This is a genomic window from Ureibacillus sp. FSL K6-3587 (genome assembly GCF_038593165.1).
Classification (GTDB): Bacteria; Bacillota; Bacilli; order Bacillales_A; family Planococcaceae; genus Ureibacillus; species Ureibacillus suwonensis.
Window position 1 is genome coordinate 2,305,982 of the sequence record NZ_CP151969.1, and the last position, 16,110, is coordinate 2,322,091.

A 16,110-nucleotide genomic window follows, 5' to 3' on the forward strand; every position below is an offset into this window, starting at 1 on the left:
GAGAACAAATGAAGGAGGATTAGCTCAGCTGGGAGAGCATCTGCCTTACAAGCAGAGGGTCGGCGGTTCGATCCCGTCATCCTCCACCATATATGCCGGTGTAGCTCAATTGGTAGAGCAACTGACTTGTAATCAGTGGGTTGAGGGTTCGATTCCTTTCGCCGGCACCATCATGAGCCATTAGCTCAGTGGTAGAGCATCTGACTTTTAATCAGAGGGTCGAAGGTTCGAGTCCTTCATGGCTCATCACATTATTATATTTGAATGGAACATTTGATTCAGCGGCTTATTTTTCGCGGAAGTAGTTCAGTGGTAGAACACCACCTTGCCAAGGTGGGGGTCGCGGGTTCGAACCCCGTCTTCCGCTCCAAAAAGCCGGGGTGGCGGAATAGGCAGACGCACAGGACTTAAAATCCTGCGGTAGGTGACTACCGTACCGGTTCGACTCCGGTCCTCGGCACCAACATGAAGATGAAGCGCCAGTAGCTCAATTGGATAGAGCGTCTGACTACGGATCAGAAGGTTGTGGGTTCGACTCCTGCCTGGCGCGCCATAAAAGAAAAGGGACCGGGAAGTAGCTCAGCTTGGTAGAGCACTTGGTTTGGGACCAAGGGGTCGCAGGTTCGAATCCTGTCTTCCCGACCATAGAAACGGGGCATTAGCTCAGCTGGGAGAGCGCCTGCTTTGCACGCAGGAGGTCAGCGGTTCGATCCCGCTATGCTCCACCATAACATATAAATCAATTGGCGGCGGTGTAGCTCAGCTGGCTAGAGCGTACGGTTCATACCCGTGAGGTCGGGGGTTCGATCCCCTCCACCGCCATCCCAAGGACCTTTAGCTCAGTTGGTTAGAGCAGACGGCTCATAACCGTCCGGTCGCAGGTTCGAGTCCTGCAAGGTCCACCAAAGGTTGAAAAGGAAACATGGAGGAATACCCAAGTCTGGCTGAAGGGGTCGGTCTTGAAAACCGAGAGGCGGGTCAAACCGCGCGGGGGTTCGAATCCCTCTTCCTCCACCATTAATATATAAAATTATCGCGGGGTAGAGCAGTCTGGTAGCTCGTCGGGCTCATAACCCGGAGGCCGCAGGTTCAAATCCTGCCCCCGCAACCAAACGGTTCCGTGGTGTAGTGGTTAACATGCCTGCCTGTCACGCAGGAGATCGCGGGTTCGAGTCCCGTCGGAACCGCCATATAAAGTGGTTCAGTAGCTCAGTCGGTAGAGCAAAGGACTGAAAATCCTTGTGTCGGCGGTTCGATTCCGTCCTGAACCACCATTTATATGCGGGTGTAGTTTAATGGTAAAACCTCAGCCTTCCAAGCTGATGTCGTGGGTTCGATTCCCATCACCCGCTCCAAACGAGGGCCTATAGCTCAGCTGGTTAGAGCGCACGCCTGATAAGCGTGAGGTCGATGGTTCAAGTCCATTTAGGCCCACCATAATATTCCGAAGTAGCTCAGTGGTAGAGCAATCGGCTGTTAACCGATTGGTCGTAGGTTCGAATCCTACCTTCGGAGCCATGACGGAGAAGTACTCAAGAGGCTGAAGAGGCGCCCCTGCTAAGGGTGTAGGTCGGGGTAACCCGGCGCGAGGGTTCAAATCCCTCCTTCTCCGCCATTCATACATGGCCCCTTGGTCAAGTGGTTAAGACACCGCCCTTTCACGGCGGTAACACGGGTTCGAATCCCGTAGGGGTCATAAAATTTTAATTAAAAAATAAAAAAATATATTGAAAACCTTAGCGTTTATGATAAAATAATTCTTGTCTTTGAAATAATAAGTCTAGTGACGATGGCAAAGAGGATACACCCGTTCCCATACCGAACACGGAAGTTAAGCTCTTTAGCGCCGATGGTAGTTGGGGGCTTCCCCCTGCGAGAGTAGGACGTCGCTAGGCTTAAATGGAGGATTAGCTCAGCTGGGAGAGCATCTGCCTTACAAGCAGAGGGTCGGCGGTTCGATCCCGTCATCCTCCACCATATATGCCGGCGTAGCTCAATTGGTAGAGCAACTGACTTGTAATCAGTGGGTTGAGGGTTCGATTCCTTTCGCCGGCACCATCGTGAGCCATTAGCTCAGTGGTAGAGCATCTGACTTTTAATCAGAGGGTCGAAGGTTCGAGTCCTTCATGGCTCACCATTTATTATGCGGGTGTGGCGGAACTGGCAGACGCACTAGACTTAGGATCTAGCGCCTTACGGCGTGGGGGTTCGACTCCCTTCACCCGCACCATATTTACATCATGCGGAAGTAGTTCAGTGGTAGAACACCACCTTGCCAAGGTGGGGGTCGCGGGTTCGAACCCCGTCTTCCGCTCCAAAAAGCCGGGGTGGCGGAATAGGCAGACGCACAGGACTTAAAATCCTGCGGTAGGTGACTACCGTACCGGTTCGACTCCGGTCCTCGGCACCAACATGAAGATGAAGCGCCAGTAGCTCAATTGGATAGAGCGTCTGACTACGGATCAGAAGGTTGTGGGTTCGACTCCTGCCTGGCGCGCCATAAAAGAAAAGGGACCGGGAAGTAGCTCAGCTTGGTAGAGCACTTGGTTTGGGACCAAGGGGTCGCAGGTTCGAATCCTGTCTTCCCGACCATAGAAACGGGGCATTAGCTCAGCTGGGAGAGCGCCTGCTTTGCACGCAGGAGGTCAGCGGTTCGATCCCGCTATGCTCCACCATAACATATAAATCAATTGGCGGCGGTGTAGCTCAGCTGGCTAGAGCGTACGGTTCATACCCGTGAGGTCGGGGGTTCGATCCCCTCCACCGCCATCCCAAGGACCTTTAGCTCAGTTGGTTAGAGCAGACGGCTCATAACCGTCCGGTCGCAGGTTCGAGTCCTGCAAGGTCCACCAAAGGTTGAAAAGGAAACATGGAGGAATACCCAAGTCTGGCTGAAGGGGTCGGTCTTGAAAACCGAGAGGCGGGTCAAACCGCGCGGGGGTTCGAATCCCTCTTCCTCCACCATTAATATATAAAATTATCGCGGGGTAGAGCAGTCTGGTAGCTCGTCGGGCTCATAACCCGGAGGCCGCAGGTTCAAATCCTGCCCCCGCAACCAAACGGTTCCGTGGTGTAGTGGTTAACATGCCTGCCTGTCACGCAGGAGATCGCGGGTTCGAGTCCCGTCGGAACCGCCATATAAAGTGGTTCAGTAGCTCAGTCGGTAGAGCAAAGGACTGAAAATCCTTGTGTCGGCGGTTCGATTCCGTCCTGAACCACCATTTATATGCGGGTGTAGTTTAATGGTAAAACCTCAGCCTTCCAAGCTGATGTCGTGGGTTCGATTCCCATCACCCGCTCCAAACGAGGGCCTATAGCTCAGCTGGTTAGAGCGCACGCCTGATAAGCATGAGGTCGATGGTTCAAGTCCATTTAGGCCCACCATAATATTCCGAAGTAGCTCAGTGGTAGAGCAATCGGCTGTTAACCGATTGGTCGTAGGTTCGAATCCTACCTTCGGAGCCATGACGGAGAAGTACTCAAGAGGCTGAAGAGGCGCCCCTGCTAAGGGTGTAGGTCGGGGTAACCCGGCGCGAGGGTTCAAATCCCTCCTTCTCCGCCATTCATACATGGCCCCTTGGTCAAGTGGTTAAGACACCGCCCTTTCACGGCGGTAACACGGGTTCGAATCCCGTAGGGGTCATAAAGCCCGGGACAACATTGGATTGTCCCGGGCTTTTATTGTAAAAAAGAAAACCCCCTGCTAGGCAGGGGGTTCCGTATAGCTTATAGCGAGGTATTAAAAAAGATCCCACTTGATGCTAAAATAAATTTTGGTTCGCCAACCAAATTTTAGTATCAAGGAGGGACCTATTATGTCTTCTGACATAAATAGTTTAGCACATACTAAATGGAATTGTAAGTATCACATTGTATTTGCGCCAAAATATAGAAGACAGATAATCTATGGAAAGATAAAGAGGTCCTTTGTCAAATAGTGTTGGTGAAAAAATTTTGTGACTTTCCTGGTATATGCAACCGCACAACTTAGAGGAACTTCGATTCCTCTAAGCTTTTTTCATTGTCATTAAATTTTGGGTGATCAGAATCCGAGTTTTAAAATGTCGGAAACAGCGATAGCCGAAAGAAATACGTTTTATCACCTTAATTTTGTTATTAATCCCTTCTAAAATACCGTTGTTATAATCGTATTTCATTGTATTCTCCACGTAATTTATGTATTTGTTTATGGTCTTGATGGCGGTTCTCATATAGCTGGAAACGCTGTTCCACTTATTCTTCAAGGTTTTTTTCAAGTGCTCAAAGTCTTTTGTTTTGATGTAATGTCGAACGTATTGGTATAACTCATAGGACTCCTTTAATTCAGAATCTAGGTTCATGATGTAGTGTAGAATATCCACCTCACACATGAGTTTTTTAAAGCAGCGATGATATGTATAGTTTTTATAATCGAGTTTTGTTTGATCTTTCAGAAGGAGTTTCCAGTATTTTTTCAACTTATTGTAATTCTTTTTATCCCGCTTCATGACGTTGATGCGGGTTTTATTTAAAGCTCTGCTAAATAGTTGGAGGATATGGAATTTGTCGATGATGATTTTCGCTTTAGGGAACACTTCGTGAATTAAGGAAATATAAGGACTATACATGTCGATGACAATCGTTTTTACCGCGTTTCTCGCCTTCTTGGAATACCGCAAGAAATACTCTTTGAGGACATGCAATCTCCGATCCTCTACGATATCCACAATCTCTCCCGTTTCAGCGTTGCAGAAAATAAAGGACATCGCTCCAGCTGCAGATTTAACGGATTTAAACTCGTCAAAACACAAATGCTTTGGAAGGTAATGAACATTCGGTTGATAGTAGCTATAAAAGCTATCAATGACACGACTGACAGTGGCATGAGAAACATGATGTTTCAAGGCAATATCTTTTTCGGAGATTTTATCTTTGGCGTCTAAAGCAATCGATACTTTGGTATGGTTGGAAATACAACAGTTTTTAGCCACAATGTCGGTTTGTAAAGTAAAAGTGGAATGGCAATGTTTACAGTAATAGCGTTGTTTACGGAGCTTCAAATACGTAGGATAACCGAAAACACTCGGCATTTTGATAAGGGTCGTTTTAAATCCGTGTTTAATGATTTGATCATCAAAGACATGGCCACAGGCATCACAAGCTTTAGGTTGATACGTTAACGTGCCATGAAAGACTTTCGCTTTTACGTGTTTGATTGTTTCGATAGAACAAAAATTTTCATCATCGAAGATGATATTTTTGTCTTTTATATTGAGTAGATTTCGTATAGAATGTTGGTGAGACATGTGACACAACTCCTTTGGGAAATGTGGTTTGGCGATTACATTTTACCAGAGTTTGTCACATGTCTCATTTTTTTGCGTAAAAAATTGGTGTTGGTTGTATCCACCAACACCAAATATTATAGAGCCGATAAAGAAAGATATAGGACAAATATTAAGACAACTATGTGAAAGAAAAGGTGTAGAAATTATTGAAGCTACCGCATGTAAAGACCACATACATATGTTGGTTAGTATTCCACCGAAATTAAGTGTTTCATCATTCGTGGGATATTTAAAAGGAAAAAGTAGTTTAATGATATTCGATCGACATGCCCATTTAAAATATCGATATGGAAACAGAAAATTTTGGTGTAGAGGATTTTATGTGGATACGGTAGGCAGAAATAAAAAGGTAATAGAAGAATATATTCGAAATCAAATACAAGATGATATCATTGCGGATCAACTCAGTATGGAAGAATTTATTGATCCATTTACAGGTGAAGAGATAAAAAGAAAATCGAGGAAAAAATAAAAGAGACCCTTTAAGGGTCAGCTGGAAAAGTAGTGCGGTTGGCGAACCATTCGATGCCCCTTTAGGGGTTGGCCAGTAATAAAGGCTTCTAGCCGCAGAACAAACCACCCGTTCACACGGGTGGTTTTGATTGTGACTATGAACTTCGTAGTGGAACTTTTGGTGAAATGCTATATACTATAATGACAGTAATTATTTTGGGGAGTAGAGAATTGAATGAAAATAATAGACTTACATTGTGATGTATTAACAAAATTAGCCCAATTTGAGAATGCCAATTTCCGCAATGATTCCAGAATCTATTCAAATTATGAAAGACTCAGAGAAGGCAATGTAAAAGTCCAAGTATTTGCCATTTTTATTCATCCAAGCATACCGAAAGAACAAAAATTCCAAGAAGTAATGCGCCAAATTGAGGCTTTCCATAAATTCGTTTTAAAAGAGCCGGGAATGGTTCATATTACAAATTGGAAACAAATTGATGATCTTGAAGATGGTCAAATTGGAGCCGTGTTAAGTTTAGAAGGCTGTGATGCCATCGATGATGATATGGAAAAGCTGAGAGTCATTTTAGACGCAGGGGTCAAAATTGTTGGATTGACGTGGAATTATGAAAATAAAGTAGGTTATGGGGCATCCGAAGATTCGACAAAAGGAATAAAACCTTTTGGGAAAAAAGTGATTGAACTGTTAAATGATCGGGATATTATCATTGATGTGGCCCATTTGAACGAAAGAGGATTTTATGATTTAATGCCGCTTGCCAAATATGTGATTGCCAGCCATTGCAACTCCCGGACACTTTGCGACCATCCGAGAAATTTAACGGATGAGCAGGTGAAAATGCTCGTTGAAAAAGGCGGGCGTATCCACGTTGTTTTCTATCCTCCGTTGATTGAGAAGGAAAAGGAAACAACAACGATCGAAAAATTAGTGGAGCATATAAAATATTTGTCAAATTTGGTTGGCGTGGAACATATCGGTTTTGGTTCCGACTTTGATGGCATGGATCCGTTATCCGTGAGCAATTTATCAAATGCTTCCGAATTTCCAAATATCATTAAAACTTTAAGAAATGAATTTACAAAAGAAGAAGTAAAACTATTTTCAGAAGATGGATTTTTAAATTATGTTAAGAAATTGGCATAAAGATTTGTCAATACAGGATGTTTTCCGTTTTACGTTGCCGAGAGTCTCCCTCCGGCAATTTTTTTGTTTAGGGGAATGAAAGAAACCTTTGGAGGAAAGATAAAAGTATTATAATTAATACATAAAAAATGATATGATAAAATAGATATTGCTTGTTCGGAAAGGCAATTAAAAAGTAGGAATAGAGAAGCAGAAAGTAAGATTCTGCTATTTTTATGGAAAAGAAATCGCTTTTTACGGAGGTTTTTTTCATGCAGCATAAGTGGTTAAAAACCACTGAAGTTGAAGTGGCATCAAACAAATTGTCTTTTTATATTGAAACGATTGAAGTGAATCAATTGTCTCCGTTGGCATTTTTTGCGGCGGGAGAAAAGAAATATAAAGGGGAAAGATTTTTTTGGCAAAATCGGGAGAAAACATTGACGATTGTAGGCCTTGGACAAGCAATCGCCTTTGAGAATAGATCAGGTCATCAGAGATTTGACGAGATCGAATATCAATGGAAAGAATTGACGAAAAATATTGTGATGGAAGAACAGGAGCCTCAACCAATACTGTTTGGCGGCTTTACCTTCGATCCTGAAAATAAGGAAAGCGGTGAATGGGACGGGTTCCCTCAAAGCTACTTTACGGTAGCCACTTTCCAGTTAATTAAACAGCATGAGAAAACATATGTCAGCATTCATTTGATTACGGATCAGCAAGATTCATCCAATCTTTTTGATGAATTGAGGGAAGAGCGGGATCGGTTGATTCATGCTGCCCAAGTGAAAGAATTGAAGACATATGATAAGCCGGAAATATTATCGGTTCATGAACGGAATAAAGAGGATTATTTTCAAGCCGTTGAAAGCGTTACGAATTTGATTCGCAATCAAGAAGCGGATAAAGTGGTCATTGCCCGTTCATTGGAATTGGAGTTTAAAGATTCCGTCTCCTCTCCCCAAGCCATTTATCAAATCATGAATGAGCAGCCGGAAAGTTTTTTGTTTGGCCTTGAACGCAAGAATCTGTTGTTTTTTGGCGCAACTCCGGAACGTTTAGTGAAAGTGGAAAATCAATATGCTTATTCTGCTTGTGTTGCCGGCTCCATCAGAAGGGGAACGACGGCAAAAGAAGATAAATGGTTGGGCGAACAATTGTTGAGTGATTCCAAAAATTTAATCGAGCATCAATATGTAGTCGATATGATTGAAAGCACCTTTAAGAAGCTTTGCGCCCAATATAAAGTGCCAAAGCGGCCAAAATTATTGAAAATCCGGGATATCCAACATTTATATACGCCTGTGGAAGGGAAATTATACCAAGATGCATCGATTTTGCAATTGGTGAAACATTTGCATCCGACACCTGCTTTGGGCGGGGCTCCAAGAAGCAAAGCGCTCCAGATGATCCGGGAATTTGAAAAAATGAACCGCGGCTTATACGCAGGGCCAATCGGATGGATGGATGCTGACGGAAATGGAGAATTTGTCGTTGCCATCCGATCCGCAGCGTTGATTGACAATAAAGCTTATTTATATGCAGGTGGCGGTATTGTCGCCGATTCCAATCCGATGACGGAATATGAAGAAACATTAGTGAAGTTTCGTCCGATGTTAAGGGCTCTAGGAGGGCAATTCAATGAGTGAACGTAAGATTTTGACCGACTATGTGTATCAAATTGTCGCTTCCCTTGTACAAAATGGGGTGGAAGATGCGGTGATCAGCCCTGGTTCACGTTCAACGCCGCTAGCCTATGCTTTTGCATCAACGAAAGAAATGAATGTTTACCGTCAAGTGGATGAACGATCCGCAGCGTTTTTCGCCTTGGGACTGGCAAAATCAAAAGCGAAACCGGTTGTATTGCTCTGTACTTCAGGCACTGCAGCCGCAAATTACTTCCCTGCCATCGTGGAAGCGAAATATGCCCGGGTTCCGCTCATTGTCATTACCGCCGATCGCCCCCATGAACTGCGGGAAGTCGGTGCTCCACAAGCGATTAATCAACTTGATTTATATGGCAAGCATGTCAAATGGTTTGCTGAATTCCCGATCCCTGATGATCATAGCCAAACATTGCCGTTTATCGAGCGGCATGTCACACGGGCTGTAGGGATTGCAAACACCCATCCGTTCGGTCCGGTACATATGAATGTTCCATTCCGGGAGCCGTTGCTCATCGATTTCCGGGACGAATTGCCGAAAAGCACGTTTTCCGCCCGTTACAATAGTTCCGTCACACCAAGCACGGAAGCGATGAATGCGCTATCATCGATCATTCGGGAAACAAAAAGGGGGATCATTGTCATCGGCGAACTGGCCCTTGGCACCCATCCAGCATATTTATGGTCGCTTATTCGAAAATTGAAATGGCCGGTTCTTGTGGAAAGTTTATCGAACATGCGGGGGAATGTTCCCGAAGATTGCATGGAGTATGTGATTGCAACCTATGATGCGCTTCTGAAAAGCGAAGAGTTTAAAAAGCGGGCGGGTTGTGATACGGTCATTCGTTTTGGCGCGCAGCCGGTATCAAAATTTTTGACGATCTTCTTGACTGAAATGCAGCCGGCAAATTATGTGGTGATTGATGAGGATCCGTTATTCAGGGATTCATCATCGGTTTCCACCCATTCCATCCATGCTTCCATCGGCAGTTGGCTGGAGGAGATGGAGGTCCATTCATCCATTGAGGAGGAATATCGCATTTTTTGGCAATCAGCGGAACGCATTGCAATGAAGCATATTCAAGCATATAGCGGGCAAGAAAAAGATGAAGGGGCATTCGTTCAATACTTGCTGGAACATTTGCCTGAAAAAAGTGATCTATTTGTCAGCAACAGTATGCCGGTCAGAGATATCGATACTTTTTTATTGCCCACGAAGAGGGATATACAAATATTTGCAAACCGTGGGGCAAACGGCATTGATGGGGTGATTTCCACCGCTTTCGGTTTCTCCAAGGGAAGGAGAGATCGGGAAACTTACTTGCTGATCGGCGATTTGGCGGCATTGCATGATATAAATGCATTTCTGTTAACCCGTTATCAGCCATGCAATATGACGGTCATTGTGTTGAATAATGATGGCGGCGGCATTTTCTCCTATTTATCCCAGGCAACGGTGAAAGAATATTACGAAGATCTTTTCGGAACTCCAACGGCTTTGCAGTTCCATGACGTGGCCCATATGTATGGGATGGACTATGTCATGATGAAAGAATTTGATGAGAGGGAAAAGCTCTTTGAAAAAAGCGGACGTCCTTTAAGATTGATTGAAATCATGACAAACCGGGGTGAAAATGTAGAAGCGCATCGGAGATTATGGCAACAAATACATTCGGAGTTGAAAGAATGGCTACTTTAATGGTTCGTGGAATTCAAGTGAATGTGGAAATTTGGTACGAGAAAGAGAAGGAAACAATCGTTTTATTGCACGGTTTTACCGGATCTACGAAAACATGGCACAGGGTCATCGAACACTTGCCAAGTTCAATAAAAATTGTGACGATTGATTTATTGGGGCATGGCAAAACGGAATCCCCAAAAGATCCATCCCGTTACACGATGATCGAGCAAGTGAAAGATTTGGAAGAAATCTTTCATCAACTCGATTTACATGATTTCACTTTATTGGGGTATTCGATGGGAGGGAGGGTTGCATTGTCATACGCGGCCCGTTTCCCTAAACGGATCAAACGGTTGATATTGGAAAGTGCATCACCGGGGCTCCGGACTGAAGAAGAGCAAGCTGCCAGAAGACAATCCGATGAATCATTGGCTGATGAAATTGAGGAAAAGGGAATCCATTGGTTCGTGGAAAAATGGGAGAATATCCCGCTTTTCGCTTCCCAAAAAACATTGCCCGCTGAAGTGCGGCAAGCCGTTCGTGAGGAGAGATTATCTCAATCGGAAACGGGGCTTGCCAACAGTTTGCGCGGAATGGGGACAGGGGCTCAAGCTTCCCTTTGGCGAAAATTGATCCGTCTCTCAATGCCTGTTTTCCTTATCACCGGCGAACTTGACCAAAAATTTGTTCACATCGCTGAACAGATGGTGGATCAGTTGCCAAATGCACAACATTTGATTGTTCCGAATGCCGGCCATTCAATTCATGTGGAAAATCCGGAACAATTTGCTACAATAATTAAGGGAGTTTTATAAAATTCGGGGAGGTTACTCAAATGGCTCGTGAGTGGAAAACGTTACATACTTACGAAGATATCAAGTATGAATATTACAATGGAATTGCAAAAATCACCATCAATCGTCCTGAAGTGCGCAATGCGTTTCGTCCCAAAACGGTAGAAGAGATGATTGATGCATTCTCCCGCGCCCGTGACGACTCCAATATCGGTGTCATTATCTTGACTGGTGAAGGAGATAAAGCTTTCTGTTCCGGCGGCGACCAAAAAGTGCGCGGCCATGGCGGTTATGTGGGCGATGACAATATCCCTCGCTTAAACGTGTTGGACTTGCAACGTCTAATCCGCGTCATTCCAAAACCGGTTATCGCGATGGTTGCTGGATATGCGATCGGCGGCGGACACGTATTGCATGTAGTATGCGATTTGACAATTGCTGCGGATAACGCCATTTTTGGACAAACTGGTCCGAAAGTCGGTTCCTTCGATGCGGGATACGGTTCCGGCTATTTGGCACGTATCGTTGGACATAAAAAAGCCCGCGAAATTTGGTATTTATGCCGTCAGTATAATGCGCAGGAAGCATTAGAAATGGGATTAGTAAACACAGTTGTACCTTTGGAACAATTGGAAGATGAAACGGTGAAATGGTGCGAAGAAATCCTTGAAAAATCACCAACGGCCATCCGTTTCTTAAAAGCCGCCATGAACGCGGATACCGACGGACTTGCCGGTCTTCAACAATTTGCAGGGGACGCAACGCTTTTATACTATACAACGGATGAAGCAAAAGAAGGCCGCGATGCGTTCAAAGAAAAACGCAAACCGGACTTCGGCAAATTCCCAAGATTCCCATGATTTCTCGAAGGCTGCATAGAGGTGTGAAATTAGGCTGTCTTGAAAGTGATTGCTTTCAGGGCAGTTTTTTCATTCACGGGAAAATGAAACACTACTGCGGCATCAGCGCTATTTTTTTAGTAAAATGAAGGGGAGAAATGGAGGAATTTTCATGTATCCTAATTGGATTTTGCAACGAGCGAACTTGACACCCAACCGGATCGGATTAACTTTTGAAGGAAAGCGATGGACGTTTGAAGAAATCAAGGAAATCTCCTTCGAACGCGCAAAGCAACTGGCTGCTTTGGGAATTGAAAAAGGAAGCCGCGTTGCCATACTTGGCGAAAACGATTCAAACACGATCTTTGTCATGTACGGATGCATGCATTTGCAATGTGAAATGGTGATATTAAACCGAAAATTATCGCAAAGCGAATTGGCGTATCAAATCGATGACGCACAGGTGACAAATGTGCTGGTGAATGACAACGATTTGGCTTTAATCCCCGAAAATGTAAATTTCCTGTTATTTTCGGAAATTGAAAATAGCGGTTGTGAGCCCATCGAAATAAGTAAAGAGTGGACGGTCGATCAAACAGTTTCCATCATGTACACCAGCGGTACGACCGGATTTCCGAAAGGCGTCCGGCAAACGGTGGAAAACCACCAATCCAATGCCCTCGCTTCCGTTTTAAATATCGGCCTTTCAGAAAAGGATGTATGGTTATGTGCTGTTCCGCTTTTTCATATCAGCGGATTTTCAATTTTGGTCCGTTCCTTATTGTATGGAAATGAAGTAAAGCTGTATCGCAAATTTGACAGCGAATCCATTGCAAAAGACATTGCTTACGGACGGATTACCCACATCTCCCTTGTGGCGGTCATGCTGGAACGAATTTTGTATGTTTTGGAACAACATGAAATGAAGGCTTCCCCATCCTTCAAATTGATTTTGGCCGGAGGAGGCCCTGTTCCAATCGATTATTTAAGACGGGCTGAGGAACGGGGAATGAAAGTGCTGCAGACTTATGGTATGACGGAGACTTCCTCCCAAACGGCCACTTTGCCAGCAGAGGACGCTTTACGAAAAATCGGTTCAGCCGGAAAGCCGTTGTTTTTCAATCAAATTAAAATCTTGGGAGCAGAAGGGCCATATCAGGAAGGGGAAATTTGCATCCGCGGTCCTCATGTGACACCGGGTTATGTAGGGCGGTTCGAAAATAAACCTTCCACTGAAGACGGCTGGCTGCATACAGGAGATATCGGCTATTTGGATGAAGAAGGGTACTTGTATGTTGTTGACCGCCGTTCAGACCTGATCATTTCAGGTGGGGAGAATATTTATCCTGCAGAAGTTGAAAATGTGTTGATGGGGCATCCTGCCGTCAAAGAAGCGGGGGTTTGCGGTGTGGAGGACGCCACTTGGGGACAAGTGCCGGTTGCCTTTGTCGTATTAAAACAAGCCGTTTCAACGGATGAAATCATCGACTATTGCCATGTCCATTTGGCAAAATATAAAGTGCCGAAACAAGTACACATCGTAGATTCATTGCCTCGAAACGCTTCGAATAAATTGATGCGGAGAAAATTGAAGGAATTATTGCCTTAAAGATAAAGAGCGAATGATTGGCGTCATCCGCTCTTTTTCCATTAATTCAATGCTTTTTCCAACGTCTGAAGGTTCTTTTCCATCAGAGTAAAATAATCTTCATTATTTTTGATATCTTCTTCCGTCAATACGCTCAAATTATGCAACATCAAGGATTCTGCCCCAATTTCTTTTTGAATAATGGATGTGAGCTTTGATGATACATTTTGTTCAAAGAGGATATAATGGATATCATATTGTTTGGCAAGGTCGACAATTTCCGCAAGTTCTTTCTGGGATGGTTCGTTTTGGGAATTCAACCCAGCTACTGGAATTTGGGTGAGTCCATAATTTCCGGCGATGTAGCCAAAGGATGCATGGGATACGAAGAAAGTTTTCTTGGAAGCATTGTCCGCAAGTGCTTTGAATTGTTGATCCAATTCATCCAATCGTTTGGCCAATTGCTCATAGTTTTTATTGAATGTATCTTCCTGTTCCGGAAGCTGTTTGACAAGTTCGTTTTTAATCGTTAATGCCAAATCTTTGGAAATCGTTGGTGAAAGCCAAACGTGCGGATCGATATCTCCGTGATGGTGATCATGCTCTTCCTCATGTTCGCTTGCTTCCTCATGGGAATGGCCAGTGGAAGTCTGCAAAACTTCTTCATCGATATTTTCTGCCACAGGAACAAATTTTACATGTTCATTGGCCAGCGTTTTTTTGGCATTTTCCACGAATCCTTCCAGACCTAATCCAATGTAGAAAAACAAGTCTGCATCTGCCAAAGCAATCATATCCTTCTGCGTAGGTTCGAAGGTATGTTCATTTGCGCCAGGAGGATAAATGGACGAAACGTTAACAAATTCCCCCCCTATTTGTTCTGAAAAATATTGTAGTGGATATACTGTTGTGTAGATGTCGATTTGGCCGCTTTCCTGCTGTTTTGGCTCATCACCGGAGCAAGCGGTCAACAGCAGCATCACCGCAAGCATTGAGAGGATAAAAAATTTTCGCATTTTATGACTCCTTTTCCTTAAATAGTAATGATTACGATTTATAAATTTCACGAAAACAATGATACCATGAACCGGGTCAAAAAGACAATAAGAAAAACCTTCGAAATTATTTTTTTTTCGAAGGCCATTTGTCAGGGACGGGATCAAAACCCCCGGGATGAAAAGCATGGCATTTCAATATGCGGATCGTGGTCAAAATGAATCCTTTAATGGCACCGTGTTTTTCAAAAGCTTCCAGTCCATATTGGGAACAAGTCGGGTAAAACCGGCACGTTGGGGGAGTCAGTGGAGAAATAAATTTTCTGTAAAAACGGATCAGCCAAATAAAAAGATGTTTCATTGTTTTGTTTGTTCATTCCTTACATTCGGTTCATGTTTCGTATCAACAGTCTGTTTCAAAGCGCCTTTTCTTTTGAAATGTATAAAAAGGGCAATTGCGCCAATCATGATGATGAAATAAATAATTCCAACAACGATTAAAATTCCGTTATCCAAAGTGATCACCTCTATTAACTGCCTATCAATATAAATCATAAATGAACAAACCGGATAAATCCAATGAAAATATCCATACTATCAGTTGAAGGACTTTTTTGAGAATTCAATTAATTGTAATGGTTTCTAAACACAGATTCCGTTATAATCAAATTAGGAATAAAAAATATGGTAATGAGGTGATATTATGGCAAATGATAAACTAATTGATCAATTAAATGAATTGGTATCCACTTACTCTGTGTTATATACAAAACTCCACAATTACCATTGGTATGTGACAGGGCCAAGTTTCTTTACTTTGCATGAAAAGTTTGAAGAATTATACAATGAAATCACAGCCAATTTGGATGAAGTGGCGGAACGGATTTTGACAAAAGGCGGTAAACCTGTCGCCACTATGAAAGAACATTTGGAATTATCGAGAGTGAAAGAAGCAAGCGGTTCAGAAAATGCGGAAGAAATGGTGCAGGCGATTATTGATGATTTCCAATCCACAATGAAATTGATCAAAGAAGCGATGGAAGAGGCGGCAAATCAAGGGGATGACCGTACGGAAGATATGTTGAACGCGACGTTCCAAAGCCTTGAAAAGCATGTTTGGATGTTGTCAGCGTTCTTGGGAAAATAAAAAGAAGTATTGACCTCAAAAGTTCCTTCATCGAACTTTTGGGGTTTTTTTATTGATTTTGTATAGCAGCGATTTTTTTCTCCATAATGAAAATAAGGAGGGTGATTTCTATCGAAAAGACAACGCTTTATGTGAATGTATTCAACCAATCGTACAACTATATTCCTACCGGGGAACCTTGCGAGTTTAAAATTGAATTGGAACCGGAAAAAGCTTTTATTTTTAAAAAGCTGTTCAATCAGTTGAATACGTTGGAATTCGACAATATGGTGAGGGCACACTTGCCGTATCTTCCGTATCATTTGGATGATGAAAATGATGAAATCGATAACCGATTGAAAAAAATTTATGCCTTAATCCACGAGTTTGGCGATGAAAAAGTGAGAGAATTCGTAGAACAATTGCCCTATTTCAGGAATTGAATAAACCACATCCCTTCGCTACACTATAGGTATGTATAGGAGTTGAAGGG

General features: G+C 43.6%; 12 protein-coding genes, 39 tRNA genes, 1 rRNA gene and 2 pseudogenes. 50 read left to right on the forward strand and 4 right to left on the reverse strand.

Translation table 11 applies throughout. From position 1 onward, the window contains the following. The first annotated feature begins 13 nt into the window (after window positions 1-13). The 41 genes and pseudogenes from NSS77_RS11345 to NSS77_RS11545 form a co-directional block, all read left to right on the forward strand. Window positions 14-89 (forward strand) — tRNA-Val (locus NSS77_RS11345). A 5-nt stretch (window positions 90-94) separates the two neighbouring features. Beyond that, window positions 95-170, forward strand: a tRNA-Thr gene (locus NSS77_RS11350). A 4-nt stretch (window positions 171-174) separates the two neighbouring features. Beyond that, window positions 175-246: transfer RNA gene (locus NSS77_RS11355), tRNA-Lys, on the forward strand. A gap of 49 nt (window positions 247-295) precedes the next feature. Then, window positions 296-370 (forward strand) — tRNA-Gly (locus NSS77_RS11360). Window positions 371-374: 4 nt separating this feature from the next. Further along, window positions 375-463 (forward strand) — tRNA-Leu (locus NSS77_RS11365). A 13-nt stretch (window positions 464-476) separates the two neighbouring features. Then, window positions 477-553 (forward strand) — tRNA-Arg (locus NSS77_RS11370). Between the two features lie 15 nt (window positions 554-568). Continuing rightward, window positions 569-645: transfer RNA gene (locus NSS77_RS11375), tRNA-Pro, on the forward strand. Window positions 646-652: 7 nt separating this feature from the next. Further along, window positions 653-728, forward strand: a tRNA-Ala gene (locus NSS77_RS11380). A gap of 20 nt (window positions 729-748) precedes the next feature. Beyond that, window positions 749-822: transfer RNA gene (locus NSS77_RS11385), tRNA-Met, on the forward strand. A gap of 6 nt (window positions 823-828) precedes the next feature. After that, window positions 829-905 (forward strand) — tRNA-Ile (locus NSS77_RS11390). A gap of 19 nt (window positions 906-924) precedes the next feature. Further along, window positions 925-1,017: transfer RNA gene (locus NSS77_RS11395), tRNA-Ser, on the forward strand. A 17-nt stretch (window positions 1,018-1,034) separates the two neighbouring features. Further along, a tRNA-Met gene (locus NSS77_RS11400) sits at window positions 1,035-1,111 on the forward strand. A 3-nt stretch (window positions 1,112-1,114) separates the two neighbouring features. Then, window positions 1,115-1,190 (forward strand) — tRNA-Asp (locus NSS77_RS11405). An 8-nt stretch (window positions 1,191-1,198) separates the two neighbouring features. Then, window positions 1,199-1,274: transfer RNA gene (locus NSS77_RS11410), tRNA-Phe, on the forward strand. A gap of 7 nt (window positions 1,275-1,281) precedes the next feature. Next, window positions 1,282-1,355, forward strand: a tRNA-Gly gene (locus NSS77_RS11415). Between the two features lie 5 nt (window positions 1,356-1,360). Next, window positions 1,361-1,437 (forward strand) — tRNA-Ile (locus NSS77_RS11420). Between the two features lie 6 nt (window positions 1,438-1,443). After that, window positions 1,444-1,518 (forward strand) — tRNA-Asn (locus NSS77_RS11425). A 4-nt stretch (window positions 1,519-1,522) separates the two neighbouring features. Then, window positions 1,523-1,615 (forward strand) — tRNA-Ser (locus NSS77_RS11430). A gap of 9 nt (window positions 1,616-1,624) precedes the next feature. Further along, window positions 1,625-1,696 (forward strand) — tRNA-Glu (locus NSS77_RS11435). Between the two features lie 83 nt (window positions 1,697-1,779). After that, window positions 1,780-1,895 (forward strand): 5S ribosomal RNA (rrf, locus tag NSS77_RS11440). 6 nt (window positions 1,896-1,901) lie between these two features. Beyond that, window positions 1,902-1,977: transfer RNA gene (locus NSS77_RS11445), tRNA-Val, on the forward strand. A 5-nt stretch (window positions 1,978-1,982) separates the two neighbouring features. After that, window positions 1,983-2,058: transfer RNA gene (locus NSS77_RS11450), tRNA-Thr, on the forward strand. 4 nt (window positions 2,059-2,062) lie between these two features. After that, a tRNA-Lys gene (locus tag NSS77_RS11455) sits at window positions 2,063-2,137 on the forward strand. Between the two features lie 8 nt (window positions 2,138-2,145). Then, a tRNA-Leu gene (locus NSS77_RS11460) sits at window positions 2,146-2,230 on the forward strand. A 12-nt stretch (window positions 2,231-2,242) separates the two neighbouring features. Further along, window positions 2,243-2,317, forward strand: a tRNA-Gly gene (locus NSS77_RS11465). Between the two features lie 4 nt (window positions 2,318-2,321). Next, window positions 2,322-2,410, forward strand: a tRNA-Leu gene (locus tag NSS77_RS11470). 13 nt (window positions 2,411-2,423) lie between these two features. Continuing rightward, window positions 2,424-2,500, forward strand: a tRNA-Arg gene (locus NSS77_RS11475). Between the two features lie 15 nt (window positions 2,501-2,515). Further along, window positions 2,516-2,592: transfer RNA gene (locus NSS77_RS11480), tRNA-Pro, on the forward strand. Between the two features lie 7 nt (window positions 2,593-2,599). Next, window positions 2,600-2,675: transfer RNA gene (locus tag NSS77_RS11485), tRNA-Ala, on the forward strand. 20 nt (window positions 2,676-2,695) lie between these two features. Next, window positions 2,696-2,769, forward strand: a tRNA-Met gene (locus NSS77_RS11490). Between the two features lie 6 nt (window positions 2,770-2,775). Further along, window positions 2,776-2,852 (forward strand) — tRNA-Ile (locus NSS77_RS11495). A gap of 19 nt (window positions 2,853-2,871) precedes the next feature. After that, window positions 2,872-2,964: transfer RNA gene (locus NSS77_RS11500), tRNA-Ser, on the forward strand. 17 nt (window positions 2,965-2,981) lie between these two features. Next, window positions 2,982-3,058: transfer RNA gene (locus tag NSS77_RS11505), tRNA-Met, on the forward strand. A 3-nt stretch (window positions 3,059-3,061) separates the two neighbouring features. After that, a tRNA-Asp gene (locus NSS77_RS11510) sits at window positions 3,062-3,137 on the forward strand. An 8-nt stretch (window positions 3,138-3,145) separates the two neighbouring features. After that, window positions 3,146-3,221 (forward strand) — tRNA-Phe (locus NSS77_RS11515). Window positions 3,222-3,228: 7 nt separating this feature from the next. After that, a tRNA-Gly gene (locus NSS77_RS11520) sits at window positions 3,229-3,302 on the forward strand. Window positions 3,303-3,307: 5 nt separating this feature from the next. Further along, window positions 3,308-3,384, forward strand: a tRNA-Ile gene (locus NSS77_RS11525). 6 nt (window positions 3,385-3,390) lie between these two features. After that, window positions 3,391-3,465, forward strand: a tRNA-Asn gene (locus NSS77_RS11530). A gap of 4 nt (window positions 3,466-3,469) precedes the next feature. After that, window positions 3,470-3,562, forward strand: a tRNA-Ser gene (locus NSS77_RS11535). Between the two features lie 9 nt (window positions 3,563-3,571). Continuing rightward, window positions 3,572-3,643: transfer RNA gene (locus NSS77_RS11540), tRNA-Glu, on the forward strand. A 172-nt stretch (window positions 3,644-3,815) separates the two neighbouring features. After that, a pseudogene (locus NSS77_RS11545) lies at window positions 3,816-3,923 on the forward strand (transposase); the annotation flags it as partial. 84 nt (window positions 3,924-4,007) lie between these two features. Here NSS77_RS11545 and NSS77_RS11550 read toward each other — a convergent pair. Then, window positions 4,008-5,285 carry an ISL3 family transposase gene (locus tag NSS77_RS11550; RefSeq protein WP_342468856.1) on the reverse strand — a complete coding sequence of 426 codons (1,278 nt, stop codon included), beginning with the start codon at window positions 5,283-5,285 and terminating at the stop codon, window positions 4,008-4,010. Window positions 5,286-5,412: 127 nt separating this feature from the next. Here NSS77_RS11550 and tnpA point away from each other — a divergent pair. From tnpA to NSS77_RS11585, 7 genes and pseudogenes are all read left to right on the forward strand, one after another. After that, window positions 5,413-5,799, forward strand: a pseudogene (gene tnpA / locus NSS77_RS11555) (IS200/IS605 family transposase); the annotation flags it as partial. 216 nt (window positions 5,800-6,015) lie between these two features. After that, a complete protein-coding gene (locus tag NSS77_RS11560; protein WP_342468857.1) occupies window positions 6,016-6,948 on the forward strand; it encodes a dipeptidase in 933 nt (310 codons plus the stop codon). A 251-nt stretch (window positions 6,949-7,199) separates the two neighbouring features. Next, a complete protein-coding gene (locus tag NSS77_RS11565) occupies window positions 7,200-8,579 on the forward strand; it encodes an isochorismate synthase (RefSeq protein ID WP_342468858.1) in 1,380 nt (459 codons plus the stop codon). Further along, a complete protein-coding gene (gene menD, locus NSS77_RS11570; protein WP_342468859.1) occupies window positions 8,572-10,293 on the forward strand; it encodes a 2-succinyl-5-enolpyruvyl-6-hydroxy-3-cyclohexene-1-carboxylic-acid synthase in 1,722 nt (573 codons plus the stop codon). The genes NSS77_RS11565 and menD overlap by 8 nt, the downstream gene beginning before the upstream one ends. After that, a complete protein-coding gene (gene menH, locus NSS77_RS11575) occupies window positions 10,281-11,090 on the forward strand; it encodes a 2-succinyl-6-hydroxy-2,4-cyclohexadiene-1-carboxylate synthase (protein WP_342468860.1) in 810 nt (269 codons plus the stop codon). The genes menD and menH overlap by 13 nt, the downstream gene beginning before the upstream one ends. A 20-nt stretch (window positions 11,091-11,110) precedes the next feature. Beyond that, complete coding sequence (menB, locus tag NSS77_RS11580; protein ID WP_342468861.1) at window positions 11,111-11,929, forward strand: 1,4-dihydroxy-2-naphthoyl-CoA synthase; 819 nt, start codon at window positions 11,111-11,113, stop codon at window positions 11,927-11,929. A gap of 151 nt (window positions 11,930-12,080) precedes the next feature. Next, window positions 12,081-13,517: an o-succinylbenzoate--CoA ligase gene (locus NSS77_RS11585; protein WP_342468862.1), complete on the forward strand. Its 1,437-nt coding sequence runs from the start codon at window positions 12,081-12,083 to the stop codon at window positions 13,515-13,517. 41 nt (window positions 13,518-13,558) lie between these two features. Here NSS77_RS11585 and NSS77_RS11590 read toward each other — a convergent pair whose 3' ends face one another. From NSS77_RS11590 to NSS77_RS11600, 3 genes are all read right to left on the reverse strand, one after another. Further along, window positions 13,559-14,512: a zinc ABC transporter substrate-binding protein gene (locus tag NSS77_RS11590; protein ID WP_342468863.1), complete on the reverse strand. Its 954-nt coding sequence runs from the start codon at window positions 14,510-14,512 to the stop codon at window positions 13,559-13,561. Window positions 14,513-14,618: 106 nt separating this feature from the next. Further along, the gene (yidD, locus tag NSS77_RS11595; protein WP_342468864.1) at window positions 14,619-14,852 is read right to left on the reverse strand and encodes a membrane protein insertion efficiency factor YidD; all 234 of its coding nucleotides are present in this window, start codon (window positions 14,850-14,852) and stop codon (window positions 14,619-14,621) included. Then, the gene (locus tag NSS77_RS11600) at window positions 14,849-15,007 is read right to left on the reverse strand and encodes a hypothetical protein (protein ID WP_342468865.1); all 159 of its coding nucleotides are present in this window, start codon (window positions 15,005-15,007) and stop codon (window positions 14,849-14,851) included. Before NSS77_RS11600 ends, yidD begins: the two co-directional genes overlap by 4 nt. A gap of 187 nt (window positions 15,008-15,194) precedes the next feature. Here NSS77_RS11600 and NSS77_RS11605 point away from each other — a divergent pair, with 187 nt between their 5' ends. Then, the gene (locus tag NSS77_RS11605) at window positions 15,195-15,638 is read left to right on the forward strand and encodes a Dps family protein (RefSeq protein WP_342468866.1); all 444 of its coding nucleotides are present in this window, start codon (window positions 15,195-15,197) and stop codon (window positions 15,636-15,638) included. Between the two features lie 101 nt (window positions 15,639-15,739). Continuing rightward, the gene (locus tag NSS77_RS11610; protein ID WP_342468867.1) at window positions 15,740-16,060 is read left to right on the forward strand and encodes a transposase; all 321 of its coding nucleotides are present in this window, start codon (window positions 15,740-15,742) and stop codon (window positions 16,058-16,060) included. Window positions 16,061-16,110: the final 50 nt, after the last annotated feature.